This is a genomic window from Streptomyces sp. NPDC048383 (assembly GCF_040651775.1).
In the GTDB taxonomy this organism is placed as follows: domain Bacteria; phylum Actinomycetota; class Actinomycetes; order Streptomycetales; family Streptomycetaceae; genus Streptomyces.
Genome location: NZ_JBEZKS010000009.1, coordinates 1 through 18,279, shown reverse-complemented (window position 1 = coordinate 18,279; position 18,279 = coordinate 1). Strand labels below are relative to the sequence as shown.

The following is an 18,279-nucleotide window of genomic DNA, read 5'->3' as shown; positions in this document are numbered from 1 at the left end:
GTTCAGGACTCCTTGACCGCGATGGTCTCCACCGTGTTCGCAACGTGCTCGAACGCGTCGGCCGCCTCTTCGAGCACGTCGACGATCTGCTTGAGCTTCAGCACCTCCATGGCGTCGTACTTGCCGTTGAAGAGCTGGGCGAGCAGCTTGCGGTGGATCTGGTCCGCCTGGTTCTCAAGGCGGTTGACCTCGATCCAGTACTCGGTCAGGTTCTCCATGGTCCGCAGGTGCGGCATGGCCTCGGCCGTCAGCTCGGCGGCCCGCGCCAGGACCTCGATCTGCTGCTCGACGCCCTTGGGGAGCTCCTCCACGTTGTAGAGGACGACCAGGTCGACCGCCTCTTCCATGAAGTCCATGATGTCGTCGAGGCACGACGCGAGGTTGTAGATGTCCTCGCGGTCGAACGGCGTGATGAAGGAGGAGTTCAGTTGGTGGAAGATCGCGTGCGTCGCGTCGTCCCCCGCGTGTTCCGCCGCCCGCATCCGTTCCGCGATCTCGGCCCGGGCGGAGGGATCCGCTCCGAGCAGTTCCATCAGGAGCTTGGAGCCCGTGACGATGTTGTCCGCGGAGGCGGCGAACATGTCGTAGAAGCTCGTCTCCCTGGGGGTCAGACGAAATCGCACGTGAGGTCCTCGGGGTGCATTGGGTTCGGTCAGGCTGATGCTAGGCGCATCCCCCGGCCACGGCTAACCGGCCGTTCCCCAGTGTCCTCCATCAGGCACAGTGGGCCGCACGGACCCCCGCCCCGCCGGCCGGGGCCCAGTACCCTATACCCATGAGGGGTATACACCCCCTCGATCCGGACCACGGGAGGACGCATGACGACCATCGAGGCGGAAGGTTCCGGAGCCGACACCGACACCGGCGCCGCCGCTGTCCCGGCCGTGCACGGGTACCACCACCAGAAGGACGAGCACCTCAAGCGGCTGCGACGCATCGAAGGCCAGATCAGGGGCCTGCAACGGCTCGTCGACGAGGACGTCTACTGCATCGACATACTCACCCAGGTCTCCGCGAGCACCAAGGCCCTGCAGTCCTTCGCCCTCCAACTGCTGGAGGAACACCTGCGCCACTGCGTCGCGGACGCGGCCGTCAAGGGCGGGGAAGGCATCGACGCCAAGGTCGAGGAGGCCACGAAGGCCATCGCCCGCCTCCTGCGCACCTGAGACGCCGCCACACGCCCGCCCGCCGTCCACCGGCCCCGCCCCCGCTCCCACCCGGGCGGGGCCCGGCAGGCCCGGCACGGGCGGATCGCGTCGGCCGCGCGCCCGGAACCCGATCAGGGGCCCTTACGGAGCGGCGCTCAGAACCCGATCAGGGCCCTCGGAGCCGCGCTCAGAACCCGATGCCCATCAGGACCTCGTCGATCCGGTCCTGGCTCAGCCGGTCCTCCGCTGCGGCGGACGCCGCGATGATCAACTCACCGCACAGCTCGATCTCGGCGAGCGCCACGTGGTCCTGCACCGTCGTACCGCCTGCGGGAGTCACGCGTGTCACCTCTTTCTGCCGTCATCGCCCGTCGACGCCGGGCCTCCCAGCGTAGGGATCGCACCCCGTTGCGCGCATGACACGGATGGACCATTTCCGGATAGGGGGCCATGGCCCGGACGCACCGGTCCGGGCCGCCCGGCCGGTTACTCGGCGATCTTCCCGGCGAAAATGTCCCCGCTTGCGGGCAATGCCACGGTGACCGGGGTGCCGAACCCGTAGAGCATCGTGGTCGAGGAGACATCGATCACGCCATTCTTGACGTACGTGAAACGGTGCCTGACCTTGCGCAGCAGCCCCTCCTCGTCGAGGTAGACGTCGAAGGGGACGCTGTCCTTGCCGAACCCTTTCGCCGCCGCTTCCAGGGCTTCCCTCACCCCGGGCGAGGCACTGCGCGCCGCCGCGCCGATGTCCGTCGTCCCCTGGTAGTGCCACACCTTGGTGCCCGCGACCTCGTCCTCACCGACGTACGTGACGCCCTGCGCGGCGCGCAGCAGCTCGACGGCGGTCAGCGGATCCGTGGCTCCGCCGGTGACGAGGTTCCCGTCGGAGAGGGCGGTGGTGTCGACCCGGACCCACTTGTCGTCGGGGACGCCCGCGCCGCGGTTCTTCATGTAGAGGGCGCCGGGGACGAGGAGTTCGGTGATGGGTCGGTGCTCGGCCTTGCCCGTCACGTCCGCCGGGAGCATCACCAGGAGCTGGCCCATCCGCTTGCGGAAGTCGACGCCGCCCTCGCCCCGGATGGTGACCCGGGTGCCGCCGGTGGCCATCTCCATCGCCGTACGGGCCCGCGCGCTGCCGGCGCCGGCCAGTGCGTCGACGGCCCCGCGGATCGCCGCGGCCGGGTCGCGCGGCGCCCGGGCGTCGTCGCCCGCGGCGATCTCGCCGGATCCGCCGCCCCCGCACGCGCCCAGCGCGGCCACGGTCACCGCCATGCCGACCGCGACCACCGCCTCACCCGCACGCCCGCGCCGCCGCCTGTGCTGGTGCACCACCATCGCCTGCCAACCCCCAACGCATGAACCCTGCTTGCCCGAGGCCCCCACCCGCTCCGGTTAACGAGGTCCGGGGTTTCCCGTCACGGGCCGCCGACCGCCGGAGCCCGTACCGGACGGGGGCGCGCCCGGGTACCGTGGAGACGTGGATCCGCACACCAAGGCGACCCTGGCCCCTCCGTTTACCGCTGTGCCGCTGCCGCGTCACCCCGCGGTCCCCGCACAGCCACCCCTCGGCCACACCACGAGCACCGCGGAACGCGGCTCGTTCTGTCTGGCCGTCTGCAGCTGCGGTTGGACGGGCCCCGCCCGCCGCTCCCGTGACCTGGCCAGACGGGACGCCACCCGGCACACCGCGGGGTAGCCGCCCCGGCCCCGTACCCGCGCGCGTCGCCCGTTCGGACGGCCCGGGTGGCCGGGCGGGGCGCGAGCGGATGCCCTGGTCCCATGCCAGGAACCGCTCCCCGCGTCGCGGCCCTCCTCTGGGCCCTGATCATCGCGCTCACCCCGGGCGCGGCCTGGGCCCGCCCCGTGGGCTCGGCGGACGGCCCGGCCGATGTGGCGCTGGCCGTCGGGGTCACCACCACCGCGGCCGTGGCCACCGGGCTGTGGCTGCGTTCCCGCTACCGCCGCGAGGAGCCGACCCGGGACGACGGCCCGGACCCCGGCGGCGACCGGTGACCCCACGCCCCCGTCCGGCGGCGGTCCGGCTCTGCTTCGGCGCGGCGGGGCTCTGCCTGCTGTTGGCGGGGCTGCTCGCGGTGTGGAACTCGTACGCGGGCTGACGTCACGGCGGCTCGTACGCGGGCCGACGTCACGGCGGCTCGTACGCGGGCCGACGTCACGGCGACTCGTACGCGGGCCGAGATCAGGGCGCGGTCGGACCCGGCCGGCTCACGGCATCAGGCCGCGAGGTCGCTCTCCGCCGACCGCTGGGCCAGTTCCACCGGCCGGGGCACCACCCGTTCCCGGGCCCGGACGAGCCGGCCGAGGCGGGGCGTGCGGGCCACCGTGCGGACCACCGGGGTCAGCAGGGCCATGGCGAGCGGCGCGAGGAGCAGCACGGCGGCCGTGCCCAGGGCGAAGCCGCCGATGACGTCGGTCGGGTAGTGCACGCCCATGTAGACGCGGCACAGGCCCTCGGTGAGGGCCAGGCCGATGCCGATCAGGCCGAGCCTGCGGTGCGCGAGGAACACGCCGACCGCGAGGGCCATCGTCAACGTGGCGTGGCCGCTGACGAAGGAGAAGCCGGCGCCCTGCCCCTGGCCGAGGGCGAACACGTCGAGGCCCTCGTGCTGGACGAACGGGCGCGGCCGGGCGACGAATTCGCGCAGCGGGACGTTCACGACCAGGGCGAGGGCCGCGGCGAGCGGGGCCCAGACGAGCGCGGCGAACGATTCGACGGCGGTGGCCTCGTCCTGGTTCCGGGCACCGTGCCAGCACCACAGGACCAACAGGACGAGCGCGAGCGGAAGTCCGTACTCCGCGAGGAGGCCCACGGCCCGGTCGACCCCCTCGGGGACGTGCCGGGCAAGGCCGTTGACCTCGTACAACAGGCCGACATCCACATTCGGCCCACCACTTGTGAGTCCAGCCATGCGACGCGGCCCCTTGCCTAGGTCCCCAGCGGGCACGCTGCGCCGCGCACCCTTTTCAACCCCCGTCGATCAACCCCCGTGTCCATGGAACGCCCGTTCTGACAGGTCCGTTCCACTCTCCACCGAATGATCACTCCAACGTTATCGAAGAGTGACTCATCGTCGCAGCTCAAGGCCTTCGGTTCACGGAGAGTTGCCGGCGGCGGGGGCGGCGGGCGTGCGCTCCGGAAGGGCCTCCGCGCCGTCCTTGGTGACCCGCGTCGCACCGAAGTAGTCCGGGGTGTCGATCTTGTCGAAGCGGATGACCGCCCCGGTGAACGGGGCGTTGATCATGTAGCCGCCGCCGACGTACATGCCGACGTGCCGGATCTCACGGGAATTCGTCAGATCGTCGGAGAAGAAGACCAGATCACCGGGGAGCAACTCCGCGCGCGACGGGTGCGATCCGGCGTTGTACTGGTCGTTCGCCACGCGCGGCAGCTCGATCCCCACCGTCTCGTACGCCGCCTTGGTGAGGCCGGAGCAGTCGAAGCGGCCGTCCTGGTCGGGGGTGCCGTTGCCGCCCCACAGGTAGGGGGTGCCGAGCTGCTTCTGCGCGAAGTAGATGGCGCCGGCGGCCTGCTGGGAGGGCGCGACCCGGCCGAGGGGGCGCGCGAAGCTCTTCTCCAGGGACCGGATGGCCTTCACGTAGCCCTGCGTCTCGCTGATCGGCGGCACGCCGCCCGCCTTGATCACGCGGTAGGGACCGGCGTTGTACGCGGCGAGCATGTTGTCGGACAAGTTGCCCGGCACCTTCGCGACGTCCTTGGCGAGTTGACAGTCGTACGTCGCCGCCGCCGGGATGGCGTCCTTCGGGTCCCAGATGTCCTTGTCGCCGTCACCGTCTCCGTCGACCCCGTACATGGCCCACGTGCCCGGGATGAACTGGGCGATGCCCCGCGCGTCGGCGTGGCTCACCACGTCGGGCTTCCAGCCGCTCTCGGTGTACAACTGCGCCGCCAACAGGGCCGGATTCAGTGCGGGGCAGAGGTTTCCCCACTTCTCCACCAGCGGCTGGTAGATCGCCGGGACCGCCCCTTTGACCAGTCCCACGGCGCCCTGCTTGCCGCCGTTCATGATGCCGGCCGCCGCCGAGTACGTGCCCACGACGAGCAGCGCGATGAAGCTCAGGCACACGCCGATGCCGATCCCGCTTGCCATCCAGAACTTGCGCACCCGTCAACACTGCCTCATGGCAAGAGCCCTGACAGGGCATTCGTCGCACTGTGTTCGCATTATTTCACCGGAAAGCCGGTGCAGAAGATGCTGGTGTACTCCGTGAGGCCCCTGACGCGGTAGAACACCACCGTCCAGCCGCCCGGATCGTTGGCGACCGGAATGGCGGCCAGGCTCCGCGACTTCCCCTGACCGTCGATGAACTCCTCGGCGAAGTCATCGGGATAGGTGAGCGCGACGCTGCCGCCCGCGGCGGCCTTCGCCGCCAGGTCCACGGGCTTGCTGGTGTAGCCGATGCCCTTGTTCTCCGAAAGGACGTCGGCGAAGGGCCGCCCCGTCGCCGGGTCGATCTCGTGCGGCGGCTTGATCCCGACCGCGACGAGGTACGGCCCCTTCTCCTGGTGGTACGGCTTCAGCATCACGTTGATCTTGGCTTTGCCCGTGACCGCGCCCGGCGCCGCGTCCGGGGCGTCGGCGTCCACCACCGAGGCCACCAGGTAGCGGGACTGCTCCTCTGCGGGCAGGTTGCACTGCCCCTTCCCCGCGGCCGTACCGGTCCACAGGTCCCGCGACGGGTTCGTCGCCCGGATGCGGCCGGGAACCGCCCCCGTACCCTCGGCACCCGTCGCCGGGGCGGACGCCGATCCCGACGCGGACGGGCTCGACCCGCCGGCGGGCCGCTGCCCGGCCGGGGCGGAGGCCGACGGCGCGCCCGCCCCTCCCCCGTCCGCCGCGGCCCCGCCGCCCTCGTCCCGGAGCCGGAGGTACCCGCCCGCGGCGAGCCCGCCGACCGCGACGCAGGCGGTGAGCACTACGGCCCAGCGCGGCGGACGCCGACGGCCCGACGGCGCCGCTCCGGGCGCGCCGACCGGCAGCGGGGGCACGTACGTCGGCACGTAGCCGCCCGGTCCCCGGAGGAGCCCCGGCCCGGCGGTGGCGGGAAGCCCCCCGGGCAGCCCGACCGGCAGCCCCCGAGCCGGCTCGGCGCCCGCCGCCAGGAACGTCGCGTACACCGGATCGTCGACCAGCGCCGCGTCCACGGCGCAGCGTCGGATGACCTCGGCGAGGGCGGGCCGCGCCCCCGGTTCCACCGCCGCGCACGCCCCGATGAGGGCGGCGAGGCCGGGCTCCACACCCGTCACGTCGATCTCGCCGTGCACCGCGCGGAAGTTGACCGCAGTCGGCTCGCCCGTACCGAACGGCGCCCGGCCCGTCGCCGCGTACGCGATCGTCGCGCCCAGCGCGAAGACGTCCGCCGCGTCCGCGACCTCACCGCGCAACAGCACCTCGGGTGCCGTGTACCCGGGCGTGCCCGGGGCCGTGCCGAACTGGGTCAGGGCCGTCTGCGCCGCCGCCCTGGCGATGCCGAAGTCGATGAGCTGCGGACCCTGCACGCCCAGGATCACGTTCTGCGGCTTGAGGTCCCGGTGCGTCACCCCGTACGCGTGGACGCTCGCGAGGCCCTCCGCCAGCGCGGCGAACAGTCTGCGGCAGGTGTCGGCCGGCAACGCCCCGCGCTCGCGCACGGCGTCGGCGAGGGTGGGCCCGGCGACGTACTCGGTCGCCAGCCAGTACGGCGGCGCCGTGAGCGAGGCGTCGATCAGGTTCGCCGTGTACGCGGAACGCACCGCCCGGACCGTCCCGACCTCGCGGCGGAACCGTGCGAGCGCCTCCGGATGCCCGGTGATCTCGTCCTTGATCACTTTGATGGCGACGAGCCGGCCGCCGGGCGAGCGGCCCAGGTACACCTGCCCCATGCCGCCGGCCCCGATCCGGGCCAGCAGGGTGTGCGCCCCGATGTGAGGGGGGTCGGTGTCTCTCAGCGCCTCCATCCGGCCGAGACTGCCACACCGACTTCCGTGCGCGACAAGCGGGTTGACGCCGGCGGCCGGCTATCCGCGCGGAGCGACGAACAGGCTCTGCGCGCCGCGGCCGATGGGACCCTTCTCGTCGTGCAGGCGGGAGTCGGCGAGCCCGATCCCCGCCGCGTCCACGCTCGTACGGGCCTCCACGCAGACCCATTCGCCGACCGGGTGGCGGTGCAGGTGGACGCTGAGGTCACCGTTGACGAAGACGTACCGGCCGAAATCCACCGCCGACCCGATCCCGTTCCCGGAATCCGCGGCGACCAGCACCCGGTCCAGCGGCCGGACCTCCTCCCCCGCCACGAGCGGCACCTTCATCCGCATCCAGCAGGTCCCCGGCCCGAGCTCGGTGAAGGCCCCGTCGGTGAACCGGGTCTCCATCGCCGAGTGGTAGCCGATCTCCCACGGCACCGGGAAGAACGGCGTCACCGCCACCTCCCCGGGCGGCGGCAGCAGCGCCCCCGGGGCCACCGCCGGCACCGACTCCCCGGCGACCCGGATCCGCAGCGCCCGCGCCAGCATCACCGGCGCGTCGGCGCCCTCCGGTACGAGGGCCGCCTCGACCACCTCGGTGCCGCGGCCGGCCCGCAACACGCTCGTGGTGACCTCCAGCGCGCCGATCGGGACCGGCCGCAGGATCTCGTACGTGATCCGCGCGATCCGCATGTCCGTGCGCCCGCCCGGCCGCTCCTCGACCGCCCGCCCGAGCAGCGCGGCCGGCGGGCCGGCGTGCTGCGAGCCCACGTCCCACGGCCCGCGCGTGGCCTCGCCCGCCCGGAACCGCCCGGTGTCGACCCGCTCGTAGAACCCGTCGCCCACATCCATGCCACGGCACGCTACCGACAGGTAACCCGGGGCACCACCCACCCCACCGCGGCGACCGGCACGGCGGGCCCGGTCAGCGGGCGAGGCCGAGCCCGACGCCCAACCCCACCAGCACCGAACCGATCACCCGGTTCAGGGCCTTCTGCGCCCTCAGCATCCGCTCGCGCAACCGCGCGTCCGAGAAGAACAGCGCCACCGCCCCGAACCACACCAGGTGCGCCGCCGCCATGAACAGCCCGTACCCGGCCTGCTGCCACGTCGACGTACCCGGGTTCACGACCTGCGTGAACGTCGACACCACGAACAGCGTGGTCTTCGGATTCAGCACGTTCGTCAAGAACCCCGACCGCAACGCCCCGAGCGGCGTCAGCCCCGGCTTCGACTCCAGGTCCACGGTCAGCTCGGCCCGCGCCCGGAAGGTACGGATCCCGATCCACACCAGGTACGCGGCGCCCGCCAGCTTGATCGCCGTGAACAGCGCGGTGGAGGAGGCGATCAGCAGGCCGACGCCGAGCATCGTGTACGAGACGTGCACCAACACCCCCGCCGCGACCCCGACGGCCGCGAACAGCCCCGTCGGACGCCCGTACAGATAGCTGTTCCTGACCACCATGGCGAAGTCCGCGCCGGGACTGATCACGGCGAGCAGGGTGATGACGGCGACTGCGATCACTTCTGTCATGTACGGATGCTCACCGCTCCCCCGCGCCGGATCAAGACGTTCCGCCCGCCCGCCGAGACCCGACCGCCCGCACCCGCGCCGTCCCGCCGCGCCCGCCCCCCGCCCGCCCGCGCCCGTTCCCGCCGGCACCCCGCACCCGACCGCTCGTCGGACCCCGCCCGTTCCGGGGACAATGGCCGGGTGTCCACCACCGCTCTTCCCGTCCTCCAGGCCGACTGCTCCCGCTGCTTCGCGCTCTGCTGCGTCGCCCTGCCGTTCGCGAAGTCGACCGACTTCGCGGTGAACAAGCCCGCCGGCACCCCCTGCACCAACCTCCGGCAGGACTTCCGCTGCGGCATCCACACCGCCCTGCGCGACGAGGGCTTCCAGGGCTGCACCGTCTTCGACTGCTTCGGAGCCGGCCAGCAGGTCTCCCAGGTCACCTTCGGCGGCCGGGACTGGCGCGCCCACCCCGACACCAGGACCCCGATGTTCGAGGTCCTCCCGGTGATGCGGCAGCTCCACGAGCTGCTCTTCTACCTCGCCGAGTCGCTGACCCGCCCGGAAGCCGCCCCCGCCCACCCGGACCTGCGCCGCGCCCTGACCCGGACCGAGGCCCTGACCCGCTCGGACGCCGCCACCCTGGCCGCCCTCGACGTCGGCGCCCTCCGCCAGGACATCAACGTCCTCCTCCTGCGCACCAGCGAACTCGTCCGCGCCACGCTGCCCGGCCGCAAGAAGAACCACCGCGGCGCCGACCTGATGGGCGCCCGCCTCACCGGCGCCGACCTGCGCGGAGCGAACCTGCGCGGCGCCTACCTGATCGCCGCCGACCTCCACCGCGCCGACCTGCGGGGCGCCGACCTGATCGGCGCGGACCTGCGCGACACCAACCTCCGCGACGCCGACCTGCGCGACGCCCTCTTCCTCACCCAACCCCAGCTGAACGCCGCCCGGGGCAACCCGGCCACCCGCATCCCCCCGACCCTCACCCGCCCGCCCCACTGGACGTAGCCGGCCCGGGGCCGCCCGGCAGCGGCCCCAACGCCCGCGCCACCCGCCTGACACCGGACCGACCACTGACACCGGACCGACCGCGCAGCGCCCGCCCCCGCACACGCGCCCCTCATGCCCCCGCGCGCCCCCGTGCCGGCCCCGCTCCCCGACCCGACACCCCGTCAGGACGGGCGCACAGGACCGCCGCAGAACGATGAACCGATGGCCGGACCATCGGACGACGCCAACGACCCGGCCGAACGGTTCGCCCCCACGACGCGCGGCATCGCCCAGGGCGGCGACACACGACCGCGACACCCGGCCGCGACACACGACACCGATGCGCCGATTGGCCGCCCCTCACCCGGCCCACCGCACGGCGAACGGCCAATCATTGCCCGAGGTCACCCCCCGTGATACACAGAGTGACCATACGTTCTTTCGCATGCACCCCACCCCCGCCCAGGTCAGAGCGCACGGGCGGGGCGCGGGCCGGGAGATCGGGTAAAGAGAGCCACCAAGTCGACGACGACGGCGGTTTCATCAGGGAAGATAGTGCGTGACCCCTGCCGACGGGCACGGGCTACCGGAACTACCCATACAGGGGCGGTGAGTTACATGATCCTGGCAGCGGAAAAGGGCGACATCACCACCATCATCGGCGGAATCGCCCCGAATTGGGGGCCGTTCGGCAGTCTCGGCAACGAAGCGAAGGTCATGATCGAAGTGGTCATGGCCATTGCGATCCTCCTCTGCCTCGGCATCGCCATCTGGGGCGCCGCCAAACAGCGCATCGGCGCGACCGCCCTGCGCGACACCTTCAGCGCGGAACAGGGCAAGGGCCTGATCGTCGCCGGCCTCACGGGCGTCTTCATCATCGGCTCCCTCGGCACCCTCTTCACGATCGTCTACGGAATGGCCGTCTAGCCGTGCAGCCCGGCGGCCGTCGTCCCTGATGGCGAATCACCACACCGCGTCCGCGCGGGAACGAGCGCTACCGTCGTACGAGGCGGAGGGGGCGGACACGGAATGAGCAACGACGACCAGTACGGCGGCGGCGGAAGCCACGGCGAGGTCGGCGGCACGGGCCAGACCCGCACCCGCCTCCCGGACTCCCCCTCCGACTCCTACGGCACCCCCCGCCGCACCCCCCGCGCCTCCCGCGGCCTGGTCACGGTGGTCGGCGTGGTGGTCCTCCTCATCGCCGCCATCGCCTTCGCGAACCAGTCCCAGGACCCCCCACCCACCGAAGCCTCGAACAAACCCCCGACGGACAACGCCACGGCCCCCACGGGCACCACGCCGGTCACCACCAAAACGGCCGGCATCCCCAAGGGCTTCGCCCACGACGAACAGGGCGCCCAATCGGCGGCCACCAACTACGCGGTGGCCCTCGGCTCGGACGGGATGCTCAAGAAGGACGTCCGCCACGTCCTCATGGACGCCATCTACACGCCGGAGGCGGCGGCCCAGCGCAAGGGCACGCAGGACACGGCGTACTCCCCCGCCTTCCTCGCCACTCTCGGGCTCGACGCGAACGGGTCCGCCCCCCAGGGCAGCACCTTCGTCACCCGCGCCGTCCCGATCGGCACCCGCGTCGAGGGCTACACCCCCACGACCGCCAAGGTCGCGGTCTGGTACACGGGCCTGCTCGGCATGTCGGGGGCCAAGTCGACCAACCCGGTCCGCACCACGTGGAAGACCTGGACGTTCGAACTGTCCTGGGTGGGTGACGACTGGAAGGTCGCCTCCGACACCCAGCAGGACGGACCCGCTCCGGTGCCGGGCGACGTCCCCGCCTCCTCGTCCGACGACATCAGCAAGGCCGTCCAGGAGTTCGGAGGGTTCACCTATGCCCGGTAGCCGCCGCCACCTCCGCGTGGCCGGAGTCCTGGTCGCCGTACAGACCACCGCGGTCCTTCTGTCAGCCCGCGCCTTCGCCGCTCCGACGCCGACGCCGACGCCGACGCCAGCGCCATCGGGTTCGCCCTCCAAGTGCGAAGGCGTCATCGGCCCGGTCAGGGAGTCCTGTGAACGCAGTGTCGGCGCGAATCCGGGAAGTACACCGGACACCGGCCTCTCCCGAGACTCCCCCGCCGGCGCCCTGGACCCCCTCTCCTCCCTCGCCCGCGGCTGCGCCGACGCCGCCGCCTGGATCGTCGGCAAACTCAGCGAAGCCGTAAAGGGCACCGCCAACGTCGACTTCACCAACCCCGCCTTCCTCCAGCAGTACGCGGTGGTCTTCGCCGCCTCCACCATCCTCACCCTCGTCCTGTGGCTCCTCGCCGTCGCCAAGCGAGCCGTCCGCGGCGTCCCCCTCACCACCGCCCTCTCCGAGGCCATCGGCTTCCTCTGGCTGACCGTCCTCGCCTCCGCCTTCACCCCCCTGATCCTCTACACCGTCGTCTCGGCCACCGACGGCGTCACCGAGGTCATCGCCGCCGCCACCGGCAGCCAGACCGACGTCTTCTTCGGCTCCTTCACCGAAGCCCTCAAGAAGGGCGAGGACATCGGCGGCGGCCCGATCATGCTGATCGTCGTCTCCCTCGTCACGGTCCTCGCCGCCGGCATCCTGTGGCTGGAACTCGTCATCCGGGCCGCCCTCCTCTACGTCGGCGCCCTCCTCGGCACCGTCGTCTACGCGGGCCTCGTCGACCGCAACATGTGGGGCCACGTACGCCGCTGGGCGGGCATCATGATCGCCGTCATCCTCGTGAAGCCGGTCATCGTGATCGTCCTCGGCCTCGCCGGCGCCCTCGCCGGCGACAAGGGCCCCGACGCCTTCTCCGCCGTCGTCTCCGGACTCGCGATCATCCTCCTCGCGATCTTCGCGTCCGCGATGATCTACCGCTTCGTCCCCGGTTTCGGCGACGAGATCGCCTCCGCCCGCACCAACCGCTCCAAGGCCACCGACGGCGCCCAGGCCGCCGCCGTCATCAGCTCCCCGGCCTCCCTCGTCTCCCAGGGCATCAAAACCCACAGCAGCCGCGGCGGCGGCGCCCACCGCGCCGACAGCGGCAGCGGCGGGAGCGGCGGCGGCAACCAGATCTCCGGAGGCATGGCCGCCCACAGCAGCCGCGGCTCCGGCAGCGGATCCGGCGGCGGATCCGTCCCCCCCGCCGCACCCCCGCCCCGCACCGGCTCCAGCACGACGAGGAACACAGGAGGTGACGGGCGTTGACGACCCAGTCCCACCAGCTCCACCCGATCACGCCCCGCCGCACCTATCTCATCGGCCGCGCCCGGCCGAACGCGATCGTCGGCAAGAACCGCGAGACGGGCGAGATCGCCCTGATCATCACCGGCGCCTTCCTCGGCATGATGAGCGGCCTGCTCGTCCCCGACCTCACCCTGCGCATCGTCGCGCTCGTCGGCTTCCCGATCCTCGCCCTCGCCGTCGTGTACGTCCCCTACAAGGGCCGCACCTTCTACCGCTGGTTCGAGATCAGCCGCAGCTACAAGCGCATCCTGCGCCGCGGCGCCACCTACCGCTCCTCCGCCGTCGAAGCGGGCACCCGCGCCGCCGACGGCCGCGAGGTCGAGGTCGGCCCGCCCCCCGGCATCGGCCGCATCAACTGGCTCGCCGCACCCTTCGGCCCCGACGAGATCGCCGTCCTCCTGCACGCCGACCGCCGCACCGTCACCGCCGCCATCGAGATCGAGGGCCCCGGCGTCGGCCTGCGCGACAGCGAGGACCAGGAAGCCCTCGTCGACCGCTTCGGCACCCTCCTCAAGCACGTGGCGAACGGCGACGGCTTCGTCACCCGCCTCCAAATGCTCGCCCGCACCCTCCCCGCCGACCCGGACGCCCACGCCAAGGACGTCGCCCAGCGCGGCGACACCCACGCCCCCGTCTGGCTCCGCGACTCCTACGACCAACTCCAGTCGATGGTGTCGACGTCCTCCGAGCAGCACCGCGCCTACCTCGTGGCCTGCATGCACTACACCCGCGACCTGGCCGCCGAAGCCGTCACCATCGCCCGCGCCTCCAGCCCCCAGAAGGGCCGCAAGCTCGACCGCGACTCCGGCCTCGCCATCGTCATGGCCCGCGAGCTCACCGACATCTGCGCCCGCCTCGCCGAAGCCGACATCCGCGTCCGCCAGCCCCTCGGCCAGGGCCGCCTCGCCTCCCTCGTGCACTCCATGTACGACCCGGACCACCCCATCGACCACATCCAGGCCATGACCAAGCGCAACGCCTGGCCCGCCGAACTCGACGCCGTGGAACCCACCTACCTCCAGGCCAAGACCCGCGAGTCCTCCACCCGCGCCCCCTGGTGCCACGCCACCGCCTGGGTCAAGGAATGGCCGATGACCCCGGTCGGCGTGAACTTCCTCGCCCCGCTCCTGGTCCACACCCCCGACGTCATCCGCACCGTCGCCGTCACCATGGACCTCGAACCCACCGAGATCGCCATCGAGCGCATGCTCACCGAGAAGACGAACGACGAGGCCGACGCCTCCCGCGCCGCCAAGATGAACCGCACCGTCGACCCCCGCGACATCGCCGCCCACGGCCGGCTGGACCAAAGGGGTGAAGATCTGGCCAGCGGCGCTGCCGGAGTCAACCTGGTCGGGTACATCACGGTGTCCTCGCGATCCCCGGAAGCCCTCGCCCGCGACAAGCGCACCATCCGCGCCTCCGCCGGCAAGTCCTACCTGAAGCTGGAGTGGTGCGACCGCGAGCACCACCGCGCCTTCGTCAACACCCTGCCGTTCGCCACCGGCATCCGACGCTAGCTGGAGGGAAGTGCCGCCCATGCGTGATCCCATGACCGCTCTGACGGACGCCTTCACCAGCTTCCTCTTCGGCAAGGTCGAAAGCACCCGCCTGCCCGTACGCACCTCCACCGGTCAGGCGCAAGCCGTCTACCTGCCCACCGCCGCCCCCGGCCTCGGCGACTCCGGCGTCATCATCGGCCGCGAGGTCTACAGCGGCAAGGGCTACATCTACGACCCCTTCCAGCTCTACGGCCAACAGCTCCCGGCCCCCCACTGGCTGGTGCTGGGCGAATCCGGAAACGGAAAGTCGGCGCTGGAGAAGACCTACGTCCTGCGCCAGCTCCGCTTCCGCGACCGTCAGGTCGTCGTCCTCGACGCGCAGGGCGAGGACGGCGTCGGCGAGTGGAACCTGATCGCCCAGCAGCTGGGAATAACCCCCATCCGCCTGGACCCCATCGCCGCCAACGACGACGGGATCCGCCTCAACCCCCTCGACCCGGCGATCACCACGACCGGCCAGCTCGCGCTGCTCCGGACCATCATCGAAGTCGCCATGGGCCACGGCCTCGACGAACGCTCCGGCTTCGCCCTCAAGGTCGCGCACGCCTACGTCGTCGCCACCATCCAGGACCGCCAGCCCGTCCTCACCGACATCGTGGACCAGCTCCGCCACCCCGAAGCCGAGTCCGCGGAAGCCATGAACGTCGACATAGACGACGTCCGGGCCTGGGGCCTCGACGTGGCGCTCGTCCTCGACCGCCTCGTCGACGGCGACCTGCGCGGCATGTTCGACGGCCCCACCACCGTCGGCATCGACCTCGACGCCCCGCTGATCGTCTTCGACCTCTCCCACATCGACCGCAACTCCATCGCCATGCCGATCCTCATGGCGATCGTCGGCGTCTGGCTGGAACACACCTGGATCCGCCCCGACCGGAAGAAGCGCATCTTCCTCGTCGAGGAGGCCTGGCACATCATCAACAGCCCCTTCGTGGCGCAACTCTTCCAGCGCCTGCTGAAGTTCGGCCGGCGCCTCGGCCTGTCCTTCGTCGCCGTCGTCCACCACCTCTCCGACGTCGTCGACGGAGCGGCCGCCCGAGAAGCCGCGGCCATCCTCAAGATGGCCTCCACCCGCACCATCTACGCCCAGAAGGCCGACGAGGCCCGCGCCACCGGCCTCGTACTCGGCCTGCCCCGCTGGGCCGTGGAGATCATCCCGACCCTCACCCCCGGCATCGCCGTCTGGGACGTCAACGGCAACGTCCAGGTCGTCAAACACCTGATCACCGAAGCCGAACGCCCCCTCGTCTACACGGACCGCGCGATGACGGAGTCCTCCGGACCGCAGCTCCCCGACGAACTCCTCGCAGCCGAAATCGAAGCGGAGGAAAGGGCCCTGTACATGGAACGCCACCGCCACAGCGGCCCCGGTTCAGCGACCACGGTGGCCTGACCATGCGCCAACCCGGACGTACGGAGCCCCCGGCGCGAGCCGGCGGCGTCCCCGACGGACTCCTCGTCGGCCTGCTGGCCTTCCTCCTCGGGCTCGCCGTCCTGGTCTGGTCGGCCACCGGCCTCGCCGCCCTCTTCTCGAAGGGCGCCTGGCCGGACACCGTCACCTTCCGCAGCACCCCGGAGGCCGTCCGCGCCCTGATAGCGGAGCCGCACGACATCGCCGCGGCCTGGCCCACCACCGCCCCCTCCGCGCTCCCCGGCTGGGGCCTGTTCTGGGGCCTGTTCATCGGCCAGCTCCTCGTCCTGCTGGTCCTGACGATCTTCACTCTGGGCGTGGTGGCCCGCACCAAGGCCCGCCGCGCGGCACCCCACCCCCGCCCGGCCGCACCGCCGTCCGCCGCGACCCCGATGCCCCACCCGACCCCGGCTCCGGCTTCGGCCCCGGCCCCGGCCCCGGCTCCTGAGCCCGCACCCACCGCCCTCCCCGTCCCGGCACCCACACCGGCGCCCACCGCTCCCCCCGCACCCCTGCCACCGCGCCCCTCCCCGGTGGACGAGGCCTACCGCTACGGTTTCGGCTACGCCCCGACCCCCACGCCGGCGGCCCCCGCGGCCACCACCGCGACGACCCGCACCCCGACCCGTCTGGCCTACGACGCTCCGACCACCCGCCACCAACTCGCCGCGGACGCCATCGCGGCAGCCGAAGGCGCCCTCCTGGTGGTCACGTCCTCCCCGGCGCTCTGGTCGGAAACCAAGGACGCCCGCGCCAAACTCGGCCCGGTCCTCCTCTACGACCCCTCGCACCTTTGCGACACCCCGGCCCGGATGCACTGGAACCCCGCAGAGGGCTGCGCCGACCGCGACACGGCCGCTGCCCGGGCCGTGGCCCTGCTGGCCCCCGTACGCCCTCAGGCCCGCATCGACTCCGCACTCGCGGACACCGCGGAAACCCTCCTGCGCAGCTGGCTCCAGGCGGCCGCGCTCGAAGAGCGCCCGTTCAAACAGCTCCACCGCTGGGCCCAGGGCACCTCCGCCCAGGACCCCGTACGCATCCTCCGCACGCACCCCCGAGCCGCCCCGGGCACCGCGGGCGAGCTGGAAAGCGCCCTCACCTCCCACCCGGAACGCCGCGAACAAGCCCTCCAGCTGACGGCCCGCGCCCTGAGTTCCCTCACGTCGATCCACATCCGTGAGGCGTGCAACCCGAACCGAACCGACTCGCTCACCCTGGCTTCGTTCGTGACCGAGGGGGGCAGCCTCTACGTAGTGGGAGAACCCCTCGAAGACCCCCGCTCCCACCCGGGTGCGATGCCGTTTCTGACCGCCCTCACCTCCAGCGTGGTCGAGCACGGCCGGCGCATGGCCGCACGGTCATCCCACGGTCGGCTCGACCCACCACTGACCCTGGTCCTGGAGGACGTCGCGGCCGTCGCCCCGATCCCGGAGCTCCCGGAGCTCCTCGACGACGACACGCTCCCCCTCCTCGCCCTGTGCCGCAGCCGCGAGCAGGCCCGAGCCCGCTGGCCCCGGGCCTCCTTCGACCTGCCCTAACCGGTCCGCCGCACCAGGTACTCGTGCTCTTCCTGCCCCGAGTCCAGCACCACGGTCCACCCACTCGCGGTGAACCCGCACCGCCGGTAGAAGGCGGCGGCCCGCGCGTTGTCCCGATGCACGAAGAGCCGCACGCGTTCCAGCACCGGTTCCTCCAGCGCCCACGCCCACTCCACTGCGGCCGCCAGCAACGCCTCGGCCAGCCCGCTGCCGCGCTGCTCCGCCCGCACGAACACCCCCACCAGGTGCCCCTGCCCCTGCTCGACGGCCTGCCCGAAGAGATCGACGCTCCCGGCCTCCTCGACGAGCACGGTCACGCCCCCGTCCCACACCCCGTCCGACCCCTCGGCAACGAACTGCCGGGCACGTCGCCCGTGCGAAGCCCCCTCGGCCCGCCGCTGCCAAAAGAGATCGGGGTGCGACTCCGCTTGCTCCACCGTCTCCAGGAATGCCACGGGCGCCGCCGGATCCCGAAGCGCGGCGATCCGCAGCTCCTTCACCTGTCGCCACTCGCCGGCCCGTACGGGACGCATCACATGCTGATCCATGACCCGAAATCCTCAATGCCAATTGACCCCGAACGCAGAAAAGCCCCGCACCGAACCCTGAAGGGCTGGTGCGGGGCTTTCCCACAATGATTGTTCGGCGGCGTCCTACTCTCCCACAGGGTCCCCCCTGCAGTACCATCGGCGCTGAAAGGCTTAGCTTCCGGGTTCGGAATGTAAACCGGGCGTTTCCCTAACGCTATGACCACCGAAACACTATGAAGTTAACCAAACCGGATATGGCACAGTTCGTTACTTCAGAACTAACACAGTGGACGCGAGCAACTGAGGACAAGCCCTCGGCCTATTAGTACCAGTCAGCTCCACCCGTTACCGGGCTTCCACATCTGGCCTATCAAC

Annotated in this window: 18 protein-coding genes and 2 rRNA genes; 9 read left to right on the top strand and 11 right to left on the bottom strand. The window is 71.8% G+C overall.

Annotated elements, in window-relative coordinates; all coding sequences use genetic code 11:
* Window positions 1–2: 2 nt before the first annotated feature.
* A complete protein-coding gene (locus AB0D46_RS08970; RefSeq protein WP_362876625.1) occupies window positions 3–623 on the bottom strand; it encodes a DUF47 family protein in 621 nt (206 codons plus the stop codon).
* Window positions 624–818: 195 nt separating this feature from the next.
* Between AB0D46_RS08970 and AB0D46_RS08965 the strand changes: the two genes are divergently transcribed.
* Window positions 819–1,166 carry a metal-sensitive transcriptional regulator gene (locus AB0D46_RS08965; RefSeq protein ID WP_362876624.1) on the top strand — a complete coding sequence of 116 codons (348 nt, stop codon included), beginning with the start codon at window positions 819–821 and terminating at the stop codon, window positions 1,164–1,166.
* A gap of 169 nt (window positions 1,167–1,335) precedes the next feature.
* On the opposite strand, the gene AB0D46_RS08960 is transcribed toward AB0D46_RS08965, so the two are convergent.
* On the bottom strand, window positions 1,336–1,488 hold the full coding sequence (locus AB0D46_RS08960; protein ID WP_362876757.1) for a hypothetical protein: 153 nt from the start codon (window positions 1,486–1,488) through the stop codon (window positions 1,336–1,338).
* A gap of 146 nt (window positions 1,489–1,634) precedes the next feature.
* Window positions 1,635–2,486, bottom strand: coding sequence for a hypothetical protein (locus AB0D46_RS08955; RefSeq protein WP_362876623.1), 852 nt, complete (start codon window positions 2,484–2,486; stop codon window positions 1,635–1,637).
* Between the two features lie 444 nt (window positions 2,487–2,930).
* Here AB0D46_RS08955 and AB0D46_RS08950 point away from each other — a divergent pair, with 444 nt between their 5' ends.
* Window positions 2,931–3,164, top strand: coding sequence for a hypothetical protein (locus AB0D46_RS08950; RefSeq protein ID WP_362876622.1), 234 nt, complete (start codon window positions 2,931–2,933; stop codon window positions 3,162–3,164).
* Between the two features lie 221 nt (window positions 3,165–3,385).
* Here AB0D46_RS08950 and AB0D46_RS08945 read toward each other — a convergent pair whose 3' ends face one another.
* From AB0D46_RS08945 to AB0D46_RS08925, 5 genes are all read right to left on the bottom strand, one after another.
* Window positions 3,386–4,081, bottom strand: coding sequence for a phosphatase PAP2 family protein (locus AB0D46_RS08945; protein WP_362876621.1), 696 nt, complete (start codon window positions 4,079–4,081; stop codon window positions 3,386–3,388).
* Between the two features lie 183 nt (window positions 4,082–4,264).
* Window positions 4,265–5,296: a bifunctional lytic transglycosylase/C40 family peptidase gene (locus AB0D46_RS08940; protein ID WP_362876620.1), complete on the bottom strand. Its 1,032-nt coding sequence runs from the start codon at window positions 5,294–5,296 to the stop codon at window positions 4,265–4,267.
* Window positions 5,297–5,355: 59 nt separating this feature from the next.
* Window positions 5,356–7,128: a serine/threonine-protein kinase gene (locus tag AB0D46_RS08935; RefSeq protein ID WP_362876619.1), complete on the bottom strand. Its 1,773-nt coding sequence runs from the start codon at window positions 7,126–7,128 to the stop codon at window positions 5,356–5,358.
* Window positions 7,129–7,188: 60 nt separating this feature from the next.
* A complete protein-coding gene (locus tag AB0D46_RS08930; RefSeq protein WP_362876618.1) occupies window positions 7,189–7,986 on the bottom strand; it encodes a thioesterase family protein in 798 nt (265 codons plus the stop codon).
* Between the two features lie 73 nt (window positions 7,987–8,059).
* The gene (locus AB0D46_RS08925; RefSeq protein ID WP_362876617.1) at window positions 8,060–8,668 is read right to left on the bottom strand and encodes a LysE family transporter; all 609 of its coding nucleotides are present in this window, start codon (window positions 8,666–8,668) and stop codon (window positions 8,060–8,062) included.
* Window positions 8,669–8,848: 180 nt separating this feature from the next.
* Between AB0D46_RS08925 and AB0D46_RS08920 the strand changes: the two genes are divergently transcribed.
* From AB0D46_RS08920 to AB0D46_RS08890, 7 genes are all read left to right on the top strand, one after another.
* Entirely contained in the window at window positions 8,849–9,661 is an 813-nt protein-coding gene (locus tag AB0D46_RS08920; RefSeq protein WP_362876616.1) for a pentapeptide repeat-containing protein, read from the top strand.
* Between the two features lie 600 nt (window positions 9,662–10,261).
* Window positions 10,262–10,570, top strand: a complete 309-nt coding sequence (locus AB0D46_RS08915) for a hypothetical protein (RefSeq protein ID WP_053676383.1) — start codon at window positions 10,262–10,264, stop codon at window positions 10,568–10,570.
* 102 nt (window positions 10,571–10,672) lie between these two features.
* Complete coding sequence (locus AB0D46_RS08910) at window positions 10,673–11,506, top strand: hypothetical protein (RefSeq protein WP_362876615.1); 834 nt, start codon at window positions 10,673–10,675, stop codon at window positions 11,504–11,506.
* Window positions 11,496–12,824, top strand: coding sequence for a hypothetical protein (locus AB0D46_RS08905; protein ID WP_362876614.1), 1,329 nt, complete (start codon window positions 11,496–11,498; stop codon window positions 12,822–12,824). Before AB0D46_RS08910 ends, AB0D46_RS08905 begins: the two co-directional genes overlap by 11 nt.
* Window positions 12,821–14,383, top strand: a complete 1,563-nt coding sequence (locus AB0D46_RS08900) for an SCO6880 family protein (RefSeq protein ID WP_362876613.1) — start codon at window positions 12,821–12,823, stop codon at window positions 14,381–14,383. The genes AB0D46_RS08905 and AB0D46_RS08900 overlap by 4 nt, the downstream gene beginning before the upstream one ends.
* Before the next feature lie 19 nt (window positions 14,384–14,402).
* Complete coding sequence (locus AB0D46_RS08895) at window positions 14,403–15,818, top strand: ATP-binding protein (RefSeq protein WP_362876612.1); 1,416 nt, start codon at window positions 14,403–14,405, stop codon at window positions 15,816–15,818.
* A gap of 2 nt (window positions 15,819–15,820) precedes the next feature.
* The gene (locus AB0D46_RS08890) at window positions 15,821–17,374 is read left to right on the top strand and encodes a type VI secretion protein (protein WP_362876611.1); all 1,554 of its coding nucleotides are present in this window, start codon (window positions 15,821–15,823) and stop codon (window positions 17,372–17,374) included.
* On the opposite strand, the gene AB0D46_RS08885 is transcribed toward AB0D46_RS08890, so the two are convergent.
* The 3 genes from AB0D46_RS08885 to AB0D46_RS08875 all read right to left on the bottom strand — a co-directional run.
* Window positions 17,371–17,922 (bottom strand): GNAT family N-acetyltransferase, encoded by a 552-nt coding sequence (locus AB0D46_RS08885; RefSeq protein WP_362876610.1) that lies wholly within the window; start codon window positions 17,920–17,922, stop codon window positions 17,371–17,373. The two genes, AB0D46_RS08890 and AB0D46_RS08885, sit on opposite strands and share 4 nt — an antisense overlap.
* Before the next feature lie 92 nt (window positions 17,923–18,014).
* A 5S ribosomal RNA gene (gene rrf / locus AB0D46_RS08880) occupies window positions 18,015–18,132 on the bottom strand.
* 74 nt (window positions 18,133–18,206) lie between these two features.
* Window positions 18,207–18,279, bottom strand: a 23S ribosomal RNA gene (locus AB0D46_RS08875); the annotation flags it as partial.

What these genes read in the sequence shown, in the direction of transcription:
- AB0D46_RS08965 (WP_362876624.1), top strand. Translation starts at nt 819, where the DNA reads ATGACGACCATCGAGGCGGAAGGTTCCGGAGCCGACACCGACACCGGC.
- AB0D46_RS08955 (WP_362876623.1), bottom strand. Translation starts at nt 2,486, where the DNA reads ATGGTGGTGCACCAGCACAGGCGGCGGCGCGGGCGTGCGGGTGAGGCG.
- AB0D46_RS08950 (WP_362876622.1), top strand. Translation starts at nt 2,931, where the DNA reads ATGCCAGGAACCGCTCCCCGCGTCGCGGCCCTCCTCTGGGCCCTGATC.
- AB0D46_RS08945 (WP_362876621.1), bottom strand. Translation starts at nt 4,081, where the DNA reads ATGGCTGGACTCACAAGTGGTGGGCCGAATGTGGATGTCGGCCTGTTG.
- AB0D46_RS08935 (WP_362876619.1), bottom strand. Translation starts at nt 7,128, where the DNA reads ATGGAGGCGCTGAGAGACACCGACCCCCCTCACATCGGGGCGCACACC.
- AB0D46_RS08930 (WP_362876618.1), bottom strand. Translation starts at nt 7,986, where the DNA reads ATGGATGTGGGCGACGGGTTCTACGAGCGGGTCGACACCGGGCGGTTC.
- AB0D46_RS08925 (WP_362876617.1), bottom strand. Translation starts at nt 8,668, where the DNA reads ATGACAGAAGTGATCGCAGTCGCCGTCATCACCCTGCTCGCCGTGATC.
- AB0D46_RS08915 (WP_053676383.1), top strand. Translation starts at nt 10,262, where the DNA reads ATGATCCTGGCAGCGGAAAAGGGCGACATCACCACCATCATCGGCGGA.
- AB0D46_RS08910 (WP_362876615.1), top strand. Translation starts at nt 10,673, where the DNA reads ATGAGCAACGACGACCAGTACGGCGGCGGCGGAAGCCACGGCGAGGTC.
- AB0D46_RS08905 (WP_362876614.1), top strand. Translation starts at nt 11,496, where the DNA reads ATGCCCGGTAGCCGCCGCCACCTCCGCGTGGCCGGAGTCCTGGTCGCC.
- AB0D46_RS08895 (WP_362876612.1), top strand. Translation starts at nt 14,403, where the DNA reads ATGCGTGATCCCATGACCGCTCTGACGGACGCCTTCACCAGCTTCCTC.
- AB0D46_RS08890 (WP_362876611.1), top strand. Translation starts at nt 15,821, where the DNA reads ATGCGCCAACCCGGACGTACGGAGCCCCCGGCGCGAGCCGGCGGCGTC.
- AB0D46_RS08885 (WP_362876610.1), bottom strand. Translation starts at nt 17,922, where the DNA reads ATGGATCAGCATGTGATGCGTCCCGTACGGGCCGGCGAGTGGCGACAG.